The organism is Streptomyces sp. MGP-P1, assembly GCF_057766565.1.
In genome coordinates this window covers 1,189,704-1,209,025 of record NZ_JBYMEM010000007.1, presented here as the reverse complement: position 1 = coordinate 1,209,025, position 19,322 = coordinate 1,189,704, and the positions used below count along the sequence as shown (strand labels likewise).

17 protein-coding genes and 4 pseudogenes are annotated in these 19,322 nt (G+C 71.8%); 12 read left to right on the top strand and 9 right to left on the bottom strand.

The features are described from left to right. The first annotated feature begins 53 nt into the window (after positions 1 to 53). Positions 54 to 1,826, top strand: coding sequence for a BCCT family transporter (locus tag AC3CH1_RS26925; RefSeq protein ID WP_488465281.1), 1,773 nt, complete (start codon positions 54 to 56; stop codon positions 1,824 to 1,826). After that, positions 1,805 to 2,241: pseudogene (locus AC3CH1_RS26920) on the top strand (MFS transporter); the annotation flags it as partial. The gene AC3CH1_RS26925 and the pseudogene AC3CH1_RS26920, both read left to right, overlap by 22 nt. Here the strand turns inward: AC3CH1_RS26920 and pepE are convergent. Next, the gene (pepE, locus tag AC3CH1_RS26915) at positions 2,204 to 2,932 is read right to left on the bottom strand and encodes a dipeptidase PepE (RefSeq protein WP_488465280.1); all 729 of its coding nucleotides are present in this window, start codon (positions 2,930 to 2,932) and stop codon (positions 2,204 to 2,206) included. The pseudogene AC3CH1_RS26920 and the gene pepE sit on opposite strands and share 38 nt — an antisense overlap. Positions 2,933 to 3,169: 237 nt before the next feature. Continuing rightward, a pseudogene (locus AC3CH1_RS26910) lies at positions 3,170 to 4,002 on the bottom strand (IclR family transcriptional regulator). A 142-nt stretch (positions 4,003 to 4,144) separates the two neighbouring features. Between AC3CH1_RS26910 and AC3CH1_RS26905 the strand changes: the two are divergent. From AC3CH1_RS26905 to AC3CH1_RS26875, 7 genes and pseudogenes are all read left to right on the top strand, one after another. Then, positions 4,145 to 5,098, top strand: coding sequence for a DUF1177 domain-containing protein (locus AC3CH1_RS26905; RefSeq protein ID WP_488465279.1), 954 nt, complete (start codon positions 4,145 to 4,147; stop codon positions 5,096 to 5,098). Beyond that, positions 5,098 to 6,492 (top strand): cytosine permease, encoded by a 1,395-nt coding sequence (locus AC3CH1_RS26900; RefSeq protein WP_488465278.1) that lies wholly within the window; start codon positions 5,098 to 5,100, stop codon positions 6,490 to 6,492. Before AC3CH1_RS26905 ends, AC3CH1_RS26900 begins: the two co-directional genes overlap by 1 nt. Next, complete coding sequence (locus AC3CH1_RS26895; RefSeq protein WP_488465277.1) at positions 6,489 to 7,796, top strand: M20/M25/M40 family metallo-hydrolase; 1,308 nt, start codon at positions 6,489 to 6,491, stop codon at positions 7,794 to 7,796. Before AC3CH1_RS26900 ends, AC3CH1_RS26895 begins: the two co-directional genes overlap by 4 nt. 243 nt (positions 7,797 to 8,039) lie before the next feature. Further along, entirely contained in the window at positions 8,040 to 8,627 is a 588-nt protein-coding gene (locus tag AC3CH1_RS26890; protein WP_488466744.1) for a class I SAM-dependent methyltransferase, read from the top strand. 122 nt (positions 8,628 to 8,749) lie between these two features. Beyond that, positions 8,750 to 9,649, top strand: a complete 900-nt coding sequence (locus tag AC3CH1_RS26885) for an N-acetylmuramoyl-L-alanine amidase (RefSeq protein ID WP_488465276.1) — start codon at positions 8,750 to 8,752, stop codon at positions 9,647 to 9,649. 167 nt (positions 9,650 to 9,816) lie between these two features. Continuing rightward, complete coding sequence (locus tag AC3CH1_RS26880; RefSeq protein WP_488465275.1) at positions 9,817 to 10,674, top strand: DUF5336 domain-containing protein; 858 nt, start codon at positions 9,817 to 9,819, stop codon at positions 10,672 to 10,674. 174 nt (positions 10,675 to 10,848) lie between these two features. Continuing rightward, a pseudogene (locus AC3CH1_RS26875) lies at positions 10,849 to 11,058 on the top strand (LLM class F420-dependent oxidoreductase); the annotation flags it as partial. 37 nt (positions 11,059 to 11,095) lie between these two features. On the opposite strand, the gene AC3CH1_RS26870 reads toward AC3CH1_RS26875, so the two are convergent. Beyond that, complete coding sequence (locus tag AC3CH1_RS26870; RefSeq protein ID WP_488465274.1) at positions 11,096 to 11,875, bottom strand: maleylpyruvate isomerase family mycothiol-dependent enzyme; 780 nt, start codon at positions 11,873 to 11,875, stop codon at positions 11,096 to 11,098. A gap of 177 nt (positions 11,876 to 12,052) precedes the next feature. Between AC3CH1_RS26870 and AC3CH1_RS26865 the strand changes: the two genes are divergently transcribed. Further along, the gene (locus AC3CH1_RS26865) at positions 12,053 to 12,508 is read left to right on the top strand and encodes a hypothetical protein (RefSeq protein ID WP_488465273.1); all 456 of its coding nucleotides are present in this window, start codon (positions 12,053 to 12,055) and stop codon (positions 12,506 to 12,508) included. Between the two features lie 203 nt (positions 12,509 to 12,711). Continuing rightward, positions 12,712 to 13,005 (top strand): hypothetical protein, encoded by a 294-nt coding sequence (locus AC3CH1_RS26860; protein ID WP_488465272.1) that lies wholly within the window; start codon positions 12,712 to 12,714, stop codon positions 13,003 to 13,005. A gap of 43 nt (positions 13,006 to 13,048) precedes the next feature. Here the strand turns inward: AC3CH1_RS26860 and AC3CH1_RS26855 are convergent, their stop codons facing one another. The 3 genes from AC3CH1_RS26855 to AC3CH1_RS26845 all read right to left on the bottom strand — a co-directional run bounded on the left by AC3CH1_RS26855 (position 13,049) and on the right by AC3CH1_RS26845 (position 16,234). Then, complete coding sequence (locus tag AC3CH1_RS26855) at positions 13,049 to 14,122, bottom strand: prenyltransferase/squalene oxidase repeat-containing protein (protein WP_488465271.1); 1,074 nt, start codon at positions 14,120 to 14,122, stop codon at positions 13,049 to 13,051. Then, positions 14,119 to 14,850 (bottom strand): class I SAM-dependent methyltransferase, encoded by a 732-nt coding sequence (locus AC3CH1_RS26850; RefSeq protein ID WP_097868370.1) that lies wholly within the window; start codon positions 14,848 to 14,850, stop codon positions 14,119 to 14,121. Before AC3CH1_RS26850 ends, AC3CH1_RS26855 begins: the two co-directional genes overlap by 4 nt. 70 nt (positions 14,851 to 14,920) lie before the next feature. After that, entirely contained in the window at positions 14,921 to 16,234 is a 1,314-nt protein-coding gene (locus AC3CH1_RS26845) for a glycosyltransferase family 4 protein (protein WP_488465270.1), read from the bottom strand. A gap of 265 nt (positions 16,235 to 16,499) precedes the next feature. Here AC3CH1_RS26845 and AC3CH1_RS26840 point away from each other — a divergent pair, with 265 nt between their 5' ends. Further along, on the top strand, positions 16,500 to 17,111 hold the full coding sequence (locus tag AC3CH1_RS26840; RefSeq protein ID WP_488465269.1) for a TetR family transcriptional regulator: 612 nt from the start codon (positions 16,500 to 16,502) through the stop codon (positions 17,109 to 17,111). On the opposite strand, the pseudogene AC3CH1_RS26835 reads toward AC3CH1_RS26840, so the two are convergent. From AC3CH1_RS26835 to AC3CH1_RS26825, 3 genes and pseudogenes are all read right to left on the bottom strand, one after another. Then, positions 17,077 to 17,805, bottom strand: a pseudogene (locus AC3CH1_RS26835) (4'-phosphopantetheinyl transferase family protein). The gene AC3CH1_RS26840 and the pseudogene AC3CH1_RS26835 sit on opposite strands and share 35 nt — an antisense overlap. A gap of 10 nt (positions 17,806 to 17,815) precedes the next feature. Then, positions 17,816 to 18,067, bottom strand: a complete 252-nt coding sequence (locus AC3CH1_RS26830) for an acyl carrier protein (RefSeq protein WP_488465268.1) — start codon at positions 18,065 to 18,067, stop codon at positions 17,816 to 17,818. A 114-nt stretch (positions 18,068 to 18,181) separates the two neighbouring features. Then, complete coding sequence (locus AC3CH1_RS26825) at positions 18,182 to 19,039, bottom strand: class-II aminoacyl-tRNA synthetase family protein (protein ID WP_488465267.1); 858 nt, start codon at positions 19,037 to 19,039, stop codon at positions 18,182 to 18,184. Positions 19,040 to 19,322: the final 283 nt, after the last annotated feature.

Below are 19,322 nucleotides of genomic sequence, written 5' to 3'. Positions count from 1 at the left end.
CAGACCCCCCACATCCCGCATATCGCCGCATACGGCCCTCATAGTGGTGGGTTATGAGTACGGAGAACGCTGACGTGCCCCCCGGCCGACCTCCCTCCGCCCCCGCGGATTCCGATGGGGGGCCCGGGACGGACTCCTCACCGGACCGGGTGGTGGTGACGATCGGAGTGCTGGGCATCGTCGGGATCGTCCTGTGGGCGGCCCTCGGCAAGGACACCTTCCAGAGCGCGTCGGACACGGCCCTCCCCTGGGTGCTCGACAACTTCGCGTGGCTCTTCGTCATCGCCGCCGACGTCTTCCTTGTGCTGTGCCTCCTCATCGCCTTCAGCCGCTTCGGCCGGATCCGGCTCAGCAGGGACGACTCCCCGCCGGAGTTCTCGAACTTCTCGTGGATCGCGATGATGTTCAGCGCGGGCATGGGCATCGGGCTGATCTTCTACGGCGTCGGTGAGCCCGTCGCGCACTATCTGAGCCCGCCGCCCTTCAGCGGGGCCGAGCCGCAGACGACGGGCGCCGCGAGCACCGCGATGGAGTACTCCTTCTTCCACTGGACCCTGACTCCGTGGGCGATCTACGGCATCGTGGGCCTGGCGCTGGGCTACGCGAGCTTCCGCATGGGCCGGGGCAACCGGTTGAGCTCCGTGTTCGTGCCCCTCATCGGCGAACGCAGGGCGAACGGCGTCCTCGGCAAGGTGCTGGACCTGCTCGCCGTCTTCGCCACGGTCTTCGGCACCGCGACGAGCCTGGGACTGGGCGCCCTCCAGATCGCCATCGGACTCGATCTGACGGCAGGTCTCGAACAGAGCACCGGCGTCGAACTGACGGTCATCGCCGTGCTCGGCGCGGCCTTCGTGGTCTCCGCCTTCACCGGGCTGCACGGCGGGGTGAAATGGCTCAGCTCGATCAACCTCGTCATCGCCGCGGCCCTCATGGTCTTCGTGTTCGTCGCGGGCCCGACCGTCTACCTCCTGGACGTGCTGCCGTCCTCGGTCGGCGGCTACCTGAACGACCTCCTCCCCATGGCCTCGCGCACCGGCGCCTTCGGCGGCCAGAGCTGGTTGGGCACCTGGACGATCTTCTACTGGGCCTGGTGGCTGTCCTGGGCGCCCTTCGTCGGTACCTTCATCGCGCGCATCTCGAAGGGCCGCACGATCCGCGAGTTCCTCCTCGCCGTGCTGCTCGTACCGAGCGGGGCGACCGCCCTGTGGTTCGTGGTGCTCGGCGGGACCGGTATCCGCCTCGCAGAGACGGGCGTCGTCGACATGGCCGAGAGGGCGAAGGAGGGGACGGAGGCGACCCTGTTCGCGATGCTCGACGCCCTGCCGGTCAGCACGGTGACGGCATGGGCCGCGATGGTCCTGATCATGATGTACTTCGTCACCAGCGCGGACTCCGCCTCCCTGGTCATGGGCTCGCTGACCAGCAGGGGAGCCCTGCACCCACGGCGCTGGCTCGTCGTCACCTGGGGCCTCCTCATGGCGGCGGTCGCGGCGGCCCTGTTGGTCGCCGGCGGCCTGGAGTCCCTCCAGAGCGCGACGATCCTGGTGGCCCTGCCCTTCGTCGTGGTGATGCTCTTCCTGTGCTGGTCCCTCCTGCGGGAGCTGCGCACCGACCCGGCCGGCGGCCCCAAGCGCAGCGAGGGTCTGCACGGCATGCGGGACGCGGTGCGGGTCATGGTCGGCGAGGAGCTGAGCAACCAACCGGGGGCCCGCCACCGCCATCTGCGGCGCGCGGCCTCGGCCCGCACGACGAACGCCGAGGACGACCGGGACGGGGAGGGCCGCGTGGAGGGCCGCCAGGCGGACGGGCCCTCCGGACCACGCTGATGCTCGGCATGCTGGTCATCGCGGTCGGTTACGGGGCCGGGCTCGGGCTGCTCGGCGCCGCCTGGCAGACCGTGCTGATCGCGGCGGTGCTCGGTGCCGGCGTCGGCCTCGCGTACTCCTCGCTGCCCGCCCTGATCATCGGGCCGTCGACCCGTCGGAGACCGGCGCGGCCAACGGCCTCAACACCCTGATGCGGTCCATCGGCACCTCGGTGTCGAGCGCCGTCATCGGCCTGGTGCCGGCGGCGTTCCTGCCCTCGCAGCGGCCCTCCGCCCACCCGGTGCTCCTGGCGAGCAGCGCGGACGACGCGCGGGCCGCGTGCCCCGGCCCCGGACCGGACGACGCGTTGACCGCGCCCGGTCCGGGGCCGGGCGCGGTCAGCGCACCGGAGCGTCGAACCGCGGCACGGTCGTGAGCAGCCGGGACACGTCGGACCCCGGCAGGAGCTCCTGAGGCTCGGCCGCGCGGGAGAACAGCCGGGCGGGGCGGGCGCCCTGGACGTGGGCCCGCTCCCCGTCGACGCGGAGCCAGGAGCCCTCGCGCAGCCCGAGCACGGGTACGTCGTTCTCCTCCAGGAACTCGGTGAGCCGCTCCTCGCGGGTCTCGCCCTTGTGGGTGCTGGCCGGGTCCGGGTCCAGATAGTGCGGGTTGATCTGGAACGGGACCAGACCGAGCGTCTCGAAGGACGGCGGCTGCACGATGGGCATGTCGTTGGACGTCCGCAGGGTCGGGGCGGCCATGTTGGTCCCGGCGCTGGCGCCCATGTAGGGCAGCCCGCCCCGCACCGCGTCGCGCACGGCCTCGCGCAGACCGGTGCGGTAGAGGGCGGCGAGCAGCCGGAAGGAGTTGCCGCCGCCGATGAACACGGCGTCGGACGCGGCGAGTTCGGCGACCGGGTCGGGATTCTCGTGGACGCCGCGCACGGTGATGCCGGACGGCTCCAGCGCCTCGCGGACCCGGGTGGTGTACGCGGTGTGATCGGCGAGCGCGTACGGGACGAAGGCGAGTCGCGCGTTCGCGGGGAGGAACGCGGAGACGGTGTCCAGGGCGTGTTCCAGGTAACCGCAGCCGTACTGGGTGGAGTTGGAGAGCAGCAGCAGATTCACGGGGTTCCTCGGGTACGTCGGGCGGGTCGGGTACGTCGGTCGGCCAGGCGGATCGGATCGGTCAGGTGGATCGGGTACGTCGGTCGGCCAGGCGGATCGGATCGGTCAGGTGGATCGGGTACGTCGGTCGGCCGGGCGGCTCGGGTCGGTCAGGTGGTGCGGGGCCGCCGGTCGGCCGGGCGGCTCGGGTCGGTCAGGTGGTGCGGGGCCGCCGGTCGGCCGGGCGGCTCGGGTCGGTCAGGTGGTGCGGGGCCGCCGGGTGCGGGGCTTCGGCCGCTGCGGCGGGTGGGTGAGGCGCTGTTCCAGCAGCTGGGCCGCGTGGCGCAGCGCGTCGAGCCGGTCCTCGGGCGCCCCCGGAACCGGTCCTCCCCACCGCCGAGGCTGAGGCTTCCGTACGGCTCGCGCCCCAGGAACACCGGTACGGCAACGGTGGCGATCCCGGTGTCGTACTCGCCGACCGTCCAGGCGTAGCCCTGGGCCCGGATCTTGATGAACTCCCTTTCCAACAGGTCTGGTTCGGTGACGGTGCGATCGGTGAAGCGGGCCATGGGGCGGCCCCGGAAGAGCCGGTGGCGCTGCTCGTCGGGCAGATAGGCGTAGTACGACTTGCTGGTCGCCCCGGCGTGCGCCGGGTAGAGCTCGCCGACCAGCGGGTAGTAGCGCAGCGGCCCGGTCTCGCCCTCCTCGGCGGCCACGCAGCGCATGTGGAAGCTGTCCGGAAGACAGAAGAGGACCGTGTCGCCGGTGGTCCGGCGCAGCTCCTCCAGGACCGGACCGGCCAGCAGCTCCAGCGAGCCCGAGCGCTCCCAGAGCCGGCCGAGTCGCAGCACGGCGGGGCCGATGCGGTAGCGGCGGGTGGCCGGATCGGAGACCAGGAAGCCCCGGCCGGCCAGGGTGGCGAGCAGCCGCTGGGCGGCGGAGGTGTCCCAGCCGAACTCCTCGGCGACCTCGGTGACGCCCCAGTCGGGCCGGGTGCGCTCGAAGGCGAGCAGCACCAGGAGCGCCCGGTCGACGGTTTGCAGCGCTCCGGCGGGCGTACGCCGGTCCAGATCGAATTCGGCCATCGTCATCTCACCATTCAGACCAGAATTGCATATAGCGGGAAACAGTTGCGCTCAACGCTATCCGATCCCGAATGTTGCCTCAGCACCCCGCCCCGCGCTCTCCCCCGTCGAGCGCCGGGCGGGTGTCAGGATCAGGAGAAACGCCCCCATGTTGAAGTACGTACTGGACATCGTCGAGCTGCTGGACGATCCCCAGGTCACTGGCAAGACGGTCGTCGAGTACCTCGACGCCGCAGCGGGGACCGAGGGATCGTCCGCGCAGGTCACCACCGTCATGGGTGACCAGGGCTCGACGGACTTCGTGCTCGTCCGCATCCCCGGCTCCCGCGGCCGGACGGCGGGCGGCAGCGCCCGCACCCTCGGTGTGGTGGGCCGGCTCGGCGGTATCGGGGCCCGGCCCGAGGTGACCGGTCTGGTCTCCGACGCCGACGGCGCGGCCTCCGCCATCGCCACGGCCGCCAAGCTGCTCGACATGCGCCGTCGCGGCGATGTGCTGCCCGGCGACGTGATCGTCGCCACGCACATCTGCCCGAACGCGCCGACCGAGCCGCACGACCCGGTCCCGTTCATGGGCTCGCCCGTGGACATCGCCACGATGAACCGGCACGAGGTGACCGCCGACATGGAGGCCGTGCTCTCCATCGACACCACCAAGGGCAACCGGATCATCAACCACAAGGGCCTGGCCCTGTCGCCCACCGTCAAGGAGGGCTGGGTGCTCCGGGTCAGCGAGCAGCTCGGCGAGCTGCTGGCCGTGGTGACCGGTGAGGCGTTGGTCACCTACCCGGTGACCACCCAGGACATCACGCCGTACGGTAACGGTGCACACCACATCAATTCGATCCTCCAGCCCGCCACCGCGACCGCCGCTCCGGTCGTCGGTCTCGCGGTCACCTCGGCCGCCGCGGTACCGGGCTGCCAGACGGGCGCGAGTCACGAGAGCGACATCGCGTCCGCCGCCCGCTACGCCGTGGAGGTCGCCAAGGGCTTCGGCGCCGGGCAGCTGGACTTCCACGACGCGGTGGAGTTCGACAACCTCGTCAACCGCTACGGGTCGCTGGCTCACCTCCAGACCCTCGGCCGCACCACCCAGGAGTCCTGATGGCATCCGCCCCCCAGGCCGACGCCACGGCCCCCGAAGCCAAGAGCATCGGCAGCGACGACTACTCCCTCTCGCGGGTCCCGCGCGACAAGCGCTTCGGCTTCTGGTCCATGCTCCTGCAGTGGCTGGCCCAGTCCGGCTCGATCTCCCAGTTCACGCTGGGCGCCACCATCGGCGTCGGCATGACCTTCGGGGACGCCTTCCTCGCCTTCACGCTCGGTGCGGTGATCCTGGAGATCGTGATCTTCGCGATCGGTCTGGCCGGCATGCGCGAGGGTCTGGCGACCCCGATGCTCACCCGCTGGACGGGCTTCGGCCGCAACGGCTCGGCCCTGGTCAGCTTCGTCATCGCGGTCAGCCTGGTCGGCTGGTTCGGCGTCCAGAACACGATCTTCGGCAACAGCGTCTCGGCGCTGGTCGGCGGACCGTCCTGGATGTGGTGCGTGATCGCGGGCATCGCCATCACGGGCCTGGTGATCTTCGGCTTCACGTACATGGCCCTGTTCGCCAAGATCGTCACCCCGCTGTTCTTCGGCATGGTCGCCTGGTCGATCATCACGACGCTCAACGACCACTCGATAGGCGAGCTGATCAGCTCGCCGCCGCCCGGCGAGGCGATCCCGCTGGCCGTCGCCGCCACCGCCATCGCGGGCGGTTACATGACTGGCGCCATCGTCTCCCCGGAGATGACCCGCTACAACAAGAAGGGCTCGCACGTCTTCGTGCAGAGCGCCTCCTCGATGATCCTCTCCGAGTACATCGTCGGCATGGTCGGTGTGCTGCTCGGCCACCTGGTGAAGTCGAGCGACGTCTCCCACATCGTGCTCTCCACCTCGGGCGCCTTCGGTGTGATGGTGGTCCTGATGTCCACCGCGAAGATCAACGACTGGAACCTGTACGGCTCCTCGCTCGGCGTCGTCAACTTCTTCCAGGTCGTCTTCCGCAAGCGGTTGCACCGCGGCGTGGTCACCGTCGTCCTCGGCATCGCCGGCACGCTCCTGTCCGCGGTCGGCATCATGACCCACTTCACGGAGTTCCTCTCCCTGCTGGGCGTGATGATCCCGCCGATCGGCGGCATCATCGTCGCCGAGTACTGGGTCGTGAAGCGGATGCGCAAGCCGCTGGACGACACCCGTGAGGCGCAGACCCTGCCGCTGACCTCGCCCACCTGGGTGCCGATGTCCCTGGTCATCTGGGTGGTGGCGTTCTGCGTCGGCAAGTTCTACGACGGCGGCATACCGGCCCTCAACTCGCTGGCCACCGCCTTCCTGCTGTACTGCGCCCTCGGCCTGCTGGGCTGGGTCAAGCCGTACGGCACCTCCACCCTGGACGACGAGGACGGCACCAGCCCCGCCCCCGCCGCCCGCGCGACCACTGCGGCAGGAGCAGCATGAGCCTCGTCCCCGCCTCCGAGCAGGCCCAGACCGAGGTCGTGGACCTCTGCGCCGAGCTGATCCGGTTCGACACCTCCAACCCGACCAGCGACGAGCGCGCCGCCGCCGACTGGGTGGTGGACCGCCTCGCCGAGGTGGGCATCGCCTCCGAACTGGTCGAGTCCGCCCCGGGCCGGGCCAGCGTCATCGCCAGGATCGCCGGAAGTGAACCCACCCGGGGCGCCCTGCTGGTCCACGGCCACCTGGACGTCGTCCCCGCCGACGCCTCCGAGTGGCAGGTCCCGCCGTTCTCGGGCGAGATCCGCGACGGCTACCTCTGGGGCCGGGGCGCGATCGACATGAAGGACACGGTGGCGGTCATGCTCGCCACCGCCCGGCACTTCGCCCGCACCGGCGCCAAGCCGGCCCGCGACGTGGTGCTCGCCTTCCTCGCCGACGAGGAGGCGGGCGGCACGTTCGGCGCCCACTGGCTGGTCGAACACCGGCCGGACCTCTTCTCGGGGGTCACCGAGGCGATCGGCGAGGGCGGCGGCTTCTCCTTCGCCCTCGACGACACGCGTCGGCTGTACCCGATCGAGAACGCCCAGCGCGGCATGGCGTGGATGGAGCTCACCGCCAACGGCCGGGCCGGCCACGGCTCGTCGCCCAACGACGAGAACGCGGTCACCGACCTCGCCGAGTCCCTCACCCGGATCGGCCGCGAGACCTTCCCGATCCGGCTGATCGAACCGGTCCGCGCCCTGCTGGAGGAGGCCGCCCGGCTCTACGGCGTGGAGTTCGACGAGAACGACATCGAGGCGAGCCTGGCCGGGCTGGGCCCGGTCGCGGACTTCATGCAGGTGGTGCTCCGCAACTCGGCCAACCCCACCATGTTCACCGCCGGCTACCAGACGAACGTCATCCCCGGGAAGGCCACCGCCCGCGTCGACGGCCGGTTCCTCCCCGGTCACGAGCAGGAACTGATCGACACGATCGACCGGCTCCTGCTCCCCTCCGTCAGCCGTGAGTGGGTCAACCACGACATCGCGATGGAGACGACGTTCGACGGCCCGCTGGTCGACGCGATGTGCGACGCCGTCCGCGCCGAGGACCCGGACGGCCACCCCGTCCCGTACTGCAACCCGGGTGGCACCGACGCCAAGGCCTTCACCCACCTGGGCATCCGCTGCTTCGGCTTCAAGGGCCTGAAGCTCCCGCACGACCTGGACTACGGCCGCCTCTTCCACGGCGTGGACGAGCGCGTCCCGCTGGAGGGCCTGCGCTTCGGCGTCCGCGTCATGACCCGACTCTGGCAGAGCTGCTGACCTCGAGGCCGGCAGTTCCGCCGGGGGCCGCCCGACCCGGGCTCACCCCCCGTACGCCCCCGCCGATCCCTTCGGCGGGGGCGTACGGCACGATGGGGCGCCGTTCCGCACTCACCCCGCCCCACCTGGAGGAACCCCGTGACCGACGAGTCCGCCGCCGCGTCCGCCGGACCCGCCGCACCCGCCGGTCCGGCCGGGCCCACGCCGGAGATCCTCGCCGCGTTCGAGGCCGCCAAGGGCTTCATGCCGGCCCACGAGGGCCTCGCCCTGTACGCCGCCGCCACCGAGGCCGGTGCGCTCGGGCTGCCGCTGCTGGAGGTGGGCACGTACTGCGGGCGCTCCGCCATCCTGCTCGCGGACGCGGCGCGCGCCGCCGGGGTGAGCGCGCTCACCGTCGACCACCACCGGGGCAGCGAGGAGCAGCAGCCCGGCTGGGAGTACCACGACCCGAGCGTGGTGGACCCGGAGGTCGGGCTGATGGACACCCTGCCGACGTTCCGCCGCACCCTGCGCCGGGCCGGCCTGGAGGACCACGTGGTGGCGCTCGTCGGGCGCTCCCCCCAGGTCGCCGCCGTGTGGGCCGGACCGCTCGGGCTCGTCTTCATCGACGGCGGGCACACCGACGAGCACGCGAACGCCGACTACGAGGGCTGGGCCCCGCACGTCGTCGAGGGCGGGCTGCTGGTGATCCACGACGTGTTCCCCGACCCGGCCGACGGCGGGCAGGCCCCGTACCGGATCTACCGGCGAGCGCTGACCTCCGGGGCGTTCACCGAGGTGTCGGTGACGGACTCGCTGCGCGTGCTGCGCCGCACGGGGGCGGGGGTCTGAGCCGTACGGAAGCGAGATCCGGGTCGCACGGGCACCGGGATCTGAGCCGTACGGGAGCGAGATCCGGGTCGCACGGGCCGCGGTCCGAGCCCTCCGGACGGGCGGGTGGGTAGCATCGCCGCGTGCCGTACGACGACAGCCCTCCCCCCACCCGCCGCGCCCGGCCCCTCTCCGTGGCCGCCGCGCTGGCCGCCGTATGCCTGACCGCAGCCGGCTGCGGCGCCGGCTCGGCAACCGACGGGGCCGGTGCGGCCCCGCCCCGGCCCGGCGCGGACGCCGCCTCCCCGACGGCTCCGGCACCGTCCGGAACCGCTGCCCCCTCCGACTCCGCGAAGCCGCTGCCGAAGGGACCCCTGACCGGCCGGACCGTCGTGATCGACCCGGGACACAATCCGGGCAACCGCGATCACACCCGGGAGATCAACGAGAAGGTCGACATCGGCACCGGCCGCAAGGAGTGCGACACGACCGGTACGTCCACCGACGACGGCTACGCGGAGGCCCGGTTCACCCTTGACGTGTCCCACCGGCTGCGCACGCTGCTGGAGGCCGAGGGCGCCCGGGTCCGGCTGACCCACGACGGCGACCGGCCGTTCGGGCCGTGCATCGACGAGCGGGCCAGGATCGGGAACGAGGCGAAGGCCGACGCGGTGGTCTCGGTGCACGCCGACGGGTCGGCCGTGGGCAACCGGGGCTTCCACGTGATCCTGCCCGCCGACGTGAAGGGCGGCGGGGCCGACACCTCGAAGATCGTGAAGAGTTCGGCCGATCTCGGCGCGAGGATCGCCGGACACTTCGCCCGTACGACCGGAAGCGAGCCCTCCCATTACATCGGCGGAAAGACCGGTCTGGACACGCGTGATGATCTCGGCGGACTGAATCTGTCGACCGTGCCCAAGGTGTTCGTGGAATGCGGCAATATGCGTGACCCGAAGGACGCGGCCCTGCTCACCAGCGGGAGTTGGCGGCAGAAGGCGGCCCAGGGCATGGTCGACGGCATTAGCAGCTACCTGACGGGGTAGTTCTGCGGTGATATTGGGGGGACAACCGCTCGTGATCCGGGCACGGGCACAACCCGCCCGGGCAGACGATAGATTCATCCGTACGATGGGGAGCCGCTCCCGAGCTTCGAGCCGCACCGGCGGCAGCGACGACCGCCCCGACGAGACGACCGACTAAGGACCTTCACGTGAATATCCGATCCCTCACTCGAGGCGACGGCGTGGTGATCGGAGCAGCGGTCGTGCTGTTCATCGCCTCTTTCCTCGACTTCTCCAGCTACGACTGCCCGCAGGGCGTCGACTGCTCCCGGTTCGACAGCCCGAACGCCTGGGACTCGCTCGGACTCCTGATGAGCGTCTTCCTCGCCGGAGTCATCGGCGCGGCGCTGCTGGTCGTCAGCCGTGTGATGCCGGGCCGCAAGGTGGTCGGCCTCGACCTCGGCCAGTTCGGTGCGGCGCTCACCGTCTTCGCGCTGTGGACCGCCTTCTGGACGATCCTCGACGTCAACAGCGCCGGCGCGGGCCTGATCCTCGGCCTGCTGGCCGCCATCGTGCTCGTCGCGGGTGCCGTCGCCGGTCCGATGATCCCCGCGCTCAAGGCCCCGCTCGTCAGCCCGTCCTCCCCCGCGCAGGGCGTAGGAACCGGACAGGCCCCGTACGGCGCGGGCCCCGGCCAGGGCTACGGCTTCCCGGCCGGCCAGCAGCAGCAGCCGTACGGTGCCCAGCCGAGCCAGGGTTACGGCTACCCCGGCGCTCAGCAGCAGGGCCAGCCCGCCCAGGCCGACCCGGCGCAGGCGCAGCAGGCGCAGGCGCAGCAGCCCTCGCAGGGCGGCGCGGCCCCGGCGGGCGACTTCACCCCGTTCTGGTTCGCCGTTCCGGTGGCCCGTCCGCTGTACGGCGAGGACGGTTCGCCGAACCCGATCGCCGAGCTGGCGCCGGGCACCTGGTACCTCGCGGTGGAGCAGCGCGGCCAGAGTCTCGTCGCCCAGACTCAGGACGGCCGTCGTGGTGTCCTCCAGGACACCACGGGCATCCAGCGCGGCTGATCCGTACGCCCCAGCAGACGTCACGGCCCCTCGCCCCTCCCGGGCGGGGGGCCGTTGTCGTACATTCCGACCCGGCTCGGATACTGGGGCCGCGGCCCTGACCCCGGCCAACTCGCCCTGGTGCGGGAGGCAGAGCGGATCGGCTACGACTCGGTGCGGATCGCGCCGATGGTCCGGCGGATCCAGGAGCTGTTCCTCCGGGGCCGCGAGGAGGAGGCGGTGCGGGCGGTGCCGGACGTGTTCGCCGACGAGATCTCCCTGATCGGGCCGCGCGCCCGCATCGCGGAGCGGCTGGAGCTGTGGCGTACGGGCCCGGTGACGGATCTGCTGGTCACCGCCCCGGACCCGTACACGCTGCGGGTCCTGGCGGAGCTGAACTCCTGAGGGACAGCCCTCGAGGGCGTGTCCGTGCTTCTGCCGCTCAGCCGAACGAGGACCGGTCCAGCCAGAAGTCCAGCAGCGCGGCGTCGCCGAGCACCTCGACCCGCGGGCTCGTCGGCTCCAGTCGGCGGTTGAAGACGAGCATCAGGTCGGTGAGCGGCCCGCGCAGCGCGACCGTGGCCCTGTCGTGCGCGTGCCGCCAGGTGAAGCGGTCGTCGCCGAACTCGATCAGCCACTCGGCGCCGGGCACGTCGGTGGCGTGCAGATGCAACGAGCGGCCGCCTCCGACCAGTTCGGCGGCTTCCGGGTCGCCGCCCTCCTGCGAGAAGGAGACGATGCGCAGCCATTCCTCGATGGTGTCGGCGGCCACGTCGGCGTCCACCGTGTACGGGACGCGGGCGGCGAGCGCCGCGTCCGCCCGGTGCACGACGGTCTCGTGCGTCATGCGCCGCGCCCAGAAGGCGGCACGCCGCTCCCACGCCCAGGTCCACACCTCGGTGTCGGGCCCCGCCTCCCGCAGCGCGGCGACCGTGGCCGCGGCTCCCTCGGCGAGCCAGGCGTCCAGCGCGGCCGGGTCGTCGCCGTCCGGGCCTTCCATGCCGGGCACCTTGTCCTCGGGGATGTCCTCGGCGGCCCGGGTGCGGACGATCTCGCCGACCCAGCGGTGCGCGCCGCCGACGTGCACGGCCAGCTCCCGCAGGGTCCAGTCGGGACAGGTGGGGACGGTCGCGGTGAGGTCGGCGCCGGTCAGCACCGCGCGCAGGGCGTCGTTCTGGGCCAGGATCTCGTCGCAGTAGCGGTCGTGGGAGAGAGAGGTCATGCGGCGCACCCTAACCGGCGGCACCCGGGTTGATCACCCGGATTCCGCAGGTCGACCGGGAGGCGACGGGCCTCCCCGTCGACGGGGAGAGAATGGAGGCAATGGCTGCTCCCAAGCCCCCACGCCCCCACGCCAACGTGTCGAAGCCATCGCGAAGAACGGATACGTGACCCACTGATGAGGTTCTCCCCCGACGACGTGGTCTGCCGCGTCTCTCTGAATCTGCGGCGGGTGCGCACCGCCGAGGAAGCGCTGCGCGCCTGGCTGCCGCTGGTCTCCGAGCTCCGGCCGGCGTCGATGGCGTTCGAGGCGGCCGGACCTGACGGAATGCGCCGGGGGTTCCTCGCCGATCTCCTCGTGGTCCTCCGGCCTCCGGAGGGCGGGGCCCGTGAGGGCGGGACCGCACGTGACCGGCTGCTCGCCTCGGTCGACGAGCTCGCCCGACGGCTCGGCCTGGACCCTGCGGGGTTCGAGACCGACGAGGACGGCGCCGGCGGAACGCTGAACGTGCGGGACGAGCACGACGGCTCGTCCCACGGCGCCTATCTGATCCTCGCCCTGACCGGCGCTGATCCCCTGCGTCCCGAGGGCGAGGAGATGGACTACGACGGCACGGGTGACGATCTGCCCTGACCCTGGCGGGACCCGCACGGCGGGTCTCCTGACCGGGCGGGCCCAACCGGCCGGGCCGGAAGAACCGGGTCGAACCGGCCCAGCGTGTCACAGTGGGTGACGAAGGGCGGCGCTCCCTCTCAACCCCGCCCGCGCCCCCATCGGCCGCCACCCGGTGCGGGCCGTACGGGTTTCACCCTGCGTAAAGCGGCAACCAGAGTTCCATGTCTCCCAGAACCCGTTCAGGAAGCAGTTCAGCGGCTCGTGTCATCGCCGTCGTGGCCGACATTCTGGCCTTCGTCATCATCCTCTGGATCCTGATGTACCTGCTGGACGCCAACCGCGGCAACGACTTCGTGCAGTGGGTGCACGACGCGGCCCGCTGGCTGGCGGGCTGGTCGTACGACCTGTTCACGTTCGACAAGGCGTGGGCGAACGTCGTCACCGGATACGGCCTGGCAGCCGTGGTCTACCTCTTCATCGGGCACGCGGTGGCGGGCCGGCTCCGCCGCGGCTGAACAGAGCCCGCCCCAGGGCGTGTTCAGCGGCAGGCCGGCGCTTTCAGCCGCAGCAGTCCGGCTCCAGGCCGACCGGCAGCCGCTCGCCCCCGAAGACCGCGGTGGTCGCCTCGTCCCCCCCGAGCGCGGCCACCGCGAGCAGCAGGGAGCCCGCCGTCCAGGTGGTGAGCTCCTCGGGCCAGAAGGCCCGGTCGCCCTCGAAGACGTAACCCGTCCAGTACAGCCCGCCCTCGGCGCGCAGGTGCTGGACGGACTGGAGGATCTCCAGCGCCCGGTCCGACTCCCCCGTCATCCAGAGGGCCAGGGCGAGTTCGCAGCTCTCGCCGCCGGTCACCCAGGGGTTGGGCAGCACGCAGCGCACCCCGAGGCCGGGGACGACGAAGCGGTCCCAGCCCTCCTGGATGCGGGCGGTGGCCTCGGCCCCGGTGACGGCACCGCCGAGGACCGGGTAGTACCAGTCCATCGAGTAGCGCCCCTTGTCGAGGAAACGCTCGGGGTGGCTGCGGATCGCGTGGGCCAGCGCGCCGGTCGCCAACTCCCAGTCGGGCTGCGGCTCCTCGCGGCGCTCGGCGATGGCCAGCGCACAGCGCAGCGCCTGGTGAATCGAGGACGAGCCGGTCAGCAGCGCGTCGCCCACGGGCGTTCCGTCGGGCTCCCGCTTCCAGCCGATCTGCCCCCCGGGCTGCTGGAGTGCGAGGACGAACTCGACGGCCGCGAAGACCGTGGGCCACATCCGGTCGACGAACGCGTCGTCGCCGGTGGCGAGGTAGTGGTGCCAGACGCCGACGGCCACGTACGCGCAGAAGTTGCTCTCCCGGCCCCGGTCGGTCGGCTGCGCCGAATCGCCGTCGTGGTAGGCGGCGTACCAGGAGCCGTCGGCGTTCTGGTTGCGCGCGAGCCAGTCGTAGGCGCGGGCCGCCGCCCCGTGCTCGCCGGCCGCGTCCAGGGCCATCGCGGCCTCGGTGTGGTCCCACGGGTCGAGGTGATGGCCCCGGAACCAGGGCAGCGCCCCGTCCTCCCGCTGTACGGCGGCGAGCGCGGCGACCGTCTCGGTGGCCTGATCCGCCGTCAGGACGCCCGGCAGGACAAGGTGTTCGGTCTGTTCGGGAGTGCTCACGCCTCGGCCTTCGGAAGGTGCGGCTTGGTGGCGTAGGCGACGAAGCTCTTGCCGACGACCGGGTTGAGGAGCTGCTCGGCGACCCGGGTGGCGAGCGGCTTCTTCATGATGTCCCAGACCAGCAGCTTGTGGTACGCCCGCACCGGCAGCGCCCGGTCGTTGTCCACGCCGAAGGCGCACTTGAGCCACCAGTACGGCGAGTGCAGGGCGTGGGCGTGGTGGGTGCCGTACGGCTTGAGTCCGGCCTCGCGGATCCGGGCGAGGAGCTGGTCGGCCTTGTAGATGCGGATGTGGCCGCCCTCGACCTCGTGGTAGGCGTCGGAGAGGGTCCAGCAGACCTTCTCGGGGCCGTAGCGCGGGACGGTGATCGCTATCCGGCCACCCGGCCTGAGCACCCGGACCATCTCGGCGAGGACGCCCTTGTCGTCCGGGATGTGCTCCATGACCTCGGAGATGATCACGACGTCGAAGGAGTCATCGGGGAAGGGCAGGTTGAGGGCGTCGCCCTCCATCGCGGTGGCGGTGGCGCCCTCGGGGGCCTCTCCGGCCTCCTTCATCGCGGCGAACCACTTGGCGACCTCGCGGATCTCCTCACCGTTCCGGTCGAGCGCGACGACCTGCGCGCCGCGCCGGTAGCACTCGAAGGCGTGCCGGCCGGCACCGCAGCCCAGGTCGAGCACTCGGTCGCCGGCGGCGAGCGGGAAGCGGGTGAAGTCGACGGTCAGCACGGGGGCCTGCCTTCGAGGTCGGAGGTACGGGTTGCGACGATCGGGTCCGCGGTCGCCCGGGGGCACGCGGTCACCTGCGGATTCCGCGGGCGATGATCGCCTGACGGTACAGCTCGGCCGTTCCGGCCGCCGCCCGGGCCCAGGTGAAGTTGGCCAGCACCCGCTCGCGGCCGGCCGCGCCGAGCCGGGCGCGCAGCTCCGGGCTGCCCAGCAGCCGGGCCAGTGCTCCGGCCAGCGCGTCCGCGTCGCCGGGCGGCACGGCCAGGCAGGTCTCCCCGTCGCGGCCGGAAACCTCAGGGATCGCGCCGCCGGTGGTCGCGACCAGCGGGGTGCCGGTGGCCATGGCCTCGGCGGCGGGCAGCGAGAACCCCTCGTACAGCGAGGGCACGCAGGAGACCTGGGCGCCGCGCACGAGGTCGACCAGCTCGGCGTCGCTGATGCCCTTGACGAACTCGACGGCGTCCGCGAGCCCGTGCCGCTCGATCGCGCGGGCGACCGGGCCGTTCTCGGCGCGCTTGCCGACGACGACGAGGTGGGCGGCGGGGTTCTCGGTGCGGAGCTTGGCGAGCGCGTCGACGAGGTGGACGAGGCCCTTGAGCGGGACGTCGGCGCTGGAGGTGGTGACGATACGGCCGGGCACCTCGGGAACCGAGGGGTCGGGGGACCACAGGTCGGTGTCGGCCCCGATGTGGACGACGCTGATCCGGTCGGCGCGCACGCCGAGATCCTCGACGATCTCGTCGCGGGAGGAGCCGGAGACGGTGAGGACGGTGTCCAGCTTGCGGGCGACCCGCTTCTGCATCCGGGTGAAGGCGTACCAGCGGCGTACGGAGGCGCGCCGGCGGCGGCTCGGCGCGGCCGCCAGGTCGAGCCTGCGGTCCACGGTGATGGGGTGGTGGATCGTCGTCACGAGCGGGGCCCCGAGGTCGCCGAGGAGCCCGTAGCCGAGGGTCTGGTTGTCGTGGACGACATCGAACTCGCCACGCCGGGCCAGCAGATGGCGTCGGGCGCGCAGGCTGAAGGTGAGCGGCTCGGGGAAGCCGCCGGTCCACATGGTGGCGACCTCGGCCAGGTCGATCCAGTCGCGGTATTCGCCGGGCTTCGGGGTGCGGAAGGGGTCGGGCTGGCGGTAGAGGTCGAGGCTGGGCAGTTCGGTGAGCGGAACGCCCTCGTCGAGCACCGGGTAGGGCTGCGCGCCGATCACCTCGACGCTGTGGCCGAGGCGGGCGAGCTCCCGGCCGAGGTGGCGGACGTACACGCCCTGGCCGCCGCAGAACGGATTGCCCTTGTAGGTGAGGAGTGCGATGCGCAACGGCCGGTCGCCGGTTCCGGTGGAGCTGCCGTCGCCCGTGCGGGGGCCTGTCTCTATGGCCTCAGCGGTCACACTCGGCCCCCTTCTGACTGCGTGTTCGCCGGAGCGTAACCGGTCGCGCTAATCTAGAACAAGTTTCAGACTTGATAGAACAGGTCGCATACTTGATCGTTCGACGTGCATCGAATCTACCGGCAGGTAGCGTCGGCGCGAGAGCCGGATCAGGTGATTCGCGCCACGACGGACGCCCTGGCATGCTGTGCGCTCCCGTCCGGACCGCTCCGTCCGCCGGGCGCGGGTTCAAGCCATGGATCACGGATCGTGGATCGGGGACAGCATGATTGCGGACGCCAGACCGGCAGCGCCTGCGCTGACCGAGCGCCAGGAGGCCCGTCGACGCCGCATCCTGCACGCCAGCGCCCAGCTGGCCGGTCGGGGCGGGTTCGAGGCGGTGCAGATGCGGGAGGTGGCCGAGGCCGCCGGGGTCGCGCTGGGCACCCTCTACCGCTACTTCCCGTCCAAGATCCATCTGCTGGTCGCGACCATGCAGGACCAGCTCCAGCACATGCACGCCACGCTCCGCAAACGTCCGCCGGCCGGCGACGACGCCGCCCAGCGGGTGGCCGAGACGCTGATGCGCGCCTTCCGCGCCCTGCAGCGCGAACCGCACCTCGCGGACGCCATGGTCCGCGCCCTCACCTTCGCGGACCGCAGCGTGAGCCCCGAGGTGGACACCGTCTCCCGGCTGACCACGGCGATCATCCTGGACGCGATGGGCCTGGAGCACCCGACCCCGGAGCAGCTCTCCGCGGTCCGGGTCATCGAGCACACCTGGCACTCGGCGCTGATCACCTGGCTGTCGGGCCGGGCCTCGATCGCCCAGGTGAAGATCGACATCGAGACGGTCTGCCGCCTCATCGACCTGACGGCGGAGCCGGGCCGGAGCTGAGGAGCGGCCCGTCGGCGGGGTGGGCCGCTCCTCAGCTCCGGCCCGGGCCGTCGACGCCCGCGAGCGCCACCACCGCCGCACGGCGATGGTCCGTCCACTCGGTCAGCCGCGCGTCGTCCCGCCCGGCCTCGAACCCGGACGCGAACCCGGCCTTGAACAGCGCCTCCCGCCGGACCCACAACCGCAGCAGCGCCGGGCCGGGGTCCGGCTCGGCGCGGGCGGCGTCCACCTCGGCCTCGGGCAGCAGCCGCCGCAGTACGGACAGGGGTCCCGGCCGGCGCCTCAGGGGTTCCACGTCGATACCGACCGGGCCGGGTCCGACCGCCGCCGCGGCGAGTCCGTCGGCGTGGCTGTAGCTCGCCCCCAGGCCGGGGTGGTCCGGGAGATACGGCCGGCCGTGCCCGTCCCTCCCGCACCCGGGGCAGCGCTGGGCCGGCTCCACCACGTCCGGCGACAGCCCGGTGGCCCGGGAGGCGCACAGCCGCAGCAGCAGGCGGGCCGCCACCACGTCGTCGCGGCGGCCCGGCACCCGGATCCCCGCGAGCCGCCGCCGCTCCCACGGGGCGAGCAGACGCTCGTCGAGCTCCGGGTGCGCCAGCACCTCCGCGGTGGTGGCCACCAGCACGAAGGCGCCGGCGGCCGCCGGGGGCGCGGGGGCCGCGCCCTGTTCGCGGGGCGGCGGGAGAGGGGTCACCGGCCCGGACTCACCCGGCCGGCGCCTCCGCCAGGTCGCCGGCGGCGAGGAAGCGCTCCTTGACGCGGGCGAGGGTGCGGAAGTCGTCGATGGTGACCTCCTGCAGATCGATGCCGCTGCCCGAGATCTCCTCCAGGAGGTCGATGAACTCCAGGAAGTCCATCGAGTCGATGAGGCGGGCCTCGATGAGGTCCTCCTCGACGCCGATCGGGCCGTCGAATCCGGGGTTCTTCTCGTTGAGCCACGCTACGACACGTTCCATGGGAGAAATCGCTCCTCTTTGATTCTGTTGACGATTCTGTTGACGGCGCTTCTGTCGGGGTGACGGCCGGTCGGCCGGTTACTACGGCAGGTCGGCCGGTTACTCAGGATCGGTTCAGGCACCGGCGGCGCGGAGCCGCTCCAGGGCCTGTTCGGCGGTGCCGTGCGCGAGGATCATCGCGTGCACCCAGCGCTCCATGCCGAAGGCGACGCAGGAGCTGTACGCGGGACCGTGCGAGCCGGCCCGGATGCCCAGCCGCTCGCCGAAGAAGTTGCGGTGACGGTTGACGGAGGCGATGGCCGTGCCGTCGGGGGCGCTGTACTCGTACTTCACCGGGTCCAGTGCCATCAGGCGGGCCCGCGACCCCCCGTTGTCGTAGAACGGGTCGTCGGCCGCCGCCCGGGTCAGGGTCAGGCCGAGACGTCCGGCCACCTCCTGGACGAACTCCCCGCCACGTTCCTGGTGTTCGGTGGCCCCGTCCTTGGTGCCGAGGTAGAGCACCTCGCGCATGTGGAACCCCCACAGGCGGCGCAGGCCGTCGTAGTGGGTCTCGTTGCGGAAGCAGCGGCCGACCGCCGAGAGCCTCAGCCCGTCCTCGCCGACGTCCTCGCCCTCCAGGGAGAGCAGCAGCCCGTAGCAGGTCGCGGACGGCAGCACATGGCCGGTCGGGTGCAACGGCAGGTCCTGGGGCGACCCGCCGGAGGCCAGACCCTCCAGCGCCTCCGGGCCGAACCGCCCGGCGGAAACGCCGAGATGGGGAAAGTTGCGGAAGAAGTCGAGCCGCGCCAGTCCCTCGGCGGACAGCAGGGGCGGCCCCACCACCTCGGGTGCGGCGAGCCGCGCGGCGAGGCCGGTCAGCAGATCGTCCAGGCCCCGCAGCAGTGCGGTGCGGACCGGGTCCAGCGTGATCAGCCCCGCACCGGGACTCTTCAGCGTGATACCCGGCAGGGCCGTGATGCTGGATGTGTTCATGGAACCGCGTCTTTCTCGGTGTGGGCCGGCGATCGGGGACACCCCTCGGGCGTACGAACCACATCGCCGTGGCGTCGGCGGTCCCGAACAGGTCCGTGACCGTCCGGAGTACGGGCAGCGGCACAGGAGACAACCCGGCACGAACCCGACCGCGCCCTTGGACATTAGGCCTGTCGCTCACCTGTTGTCTAGACCAAAAAAACCGAACGGCAGGTATCGATTCCATGGCCGATGAGTACAGGACGGCATCTCATATCCCCATATGTGGATGCCACTTGACAGT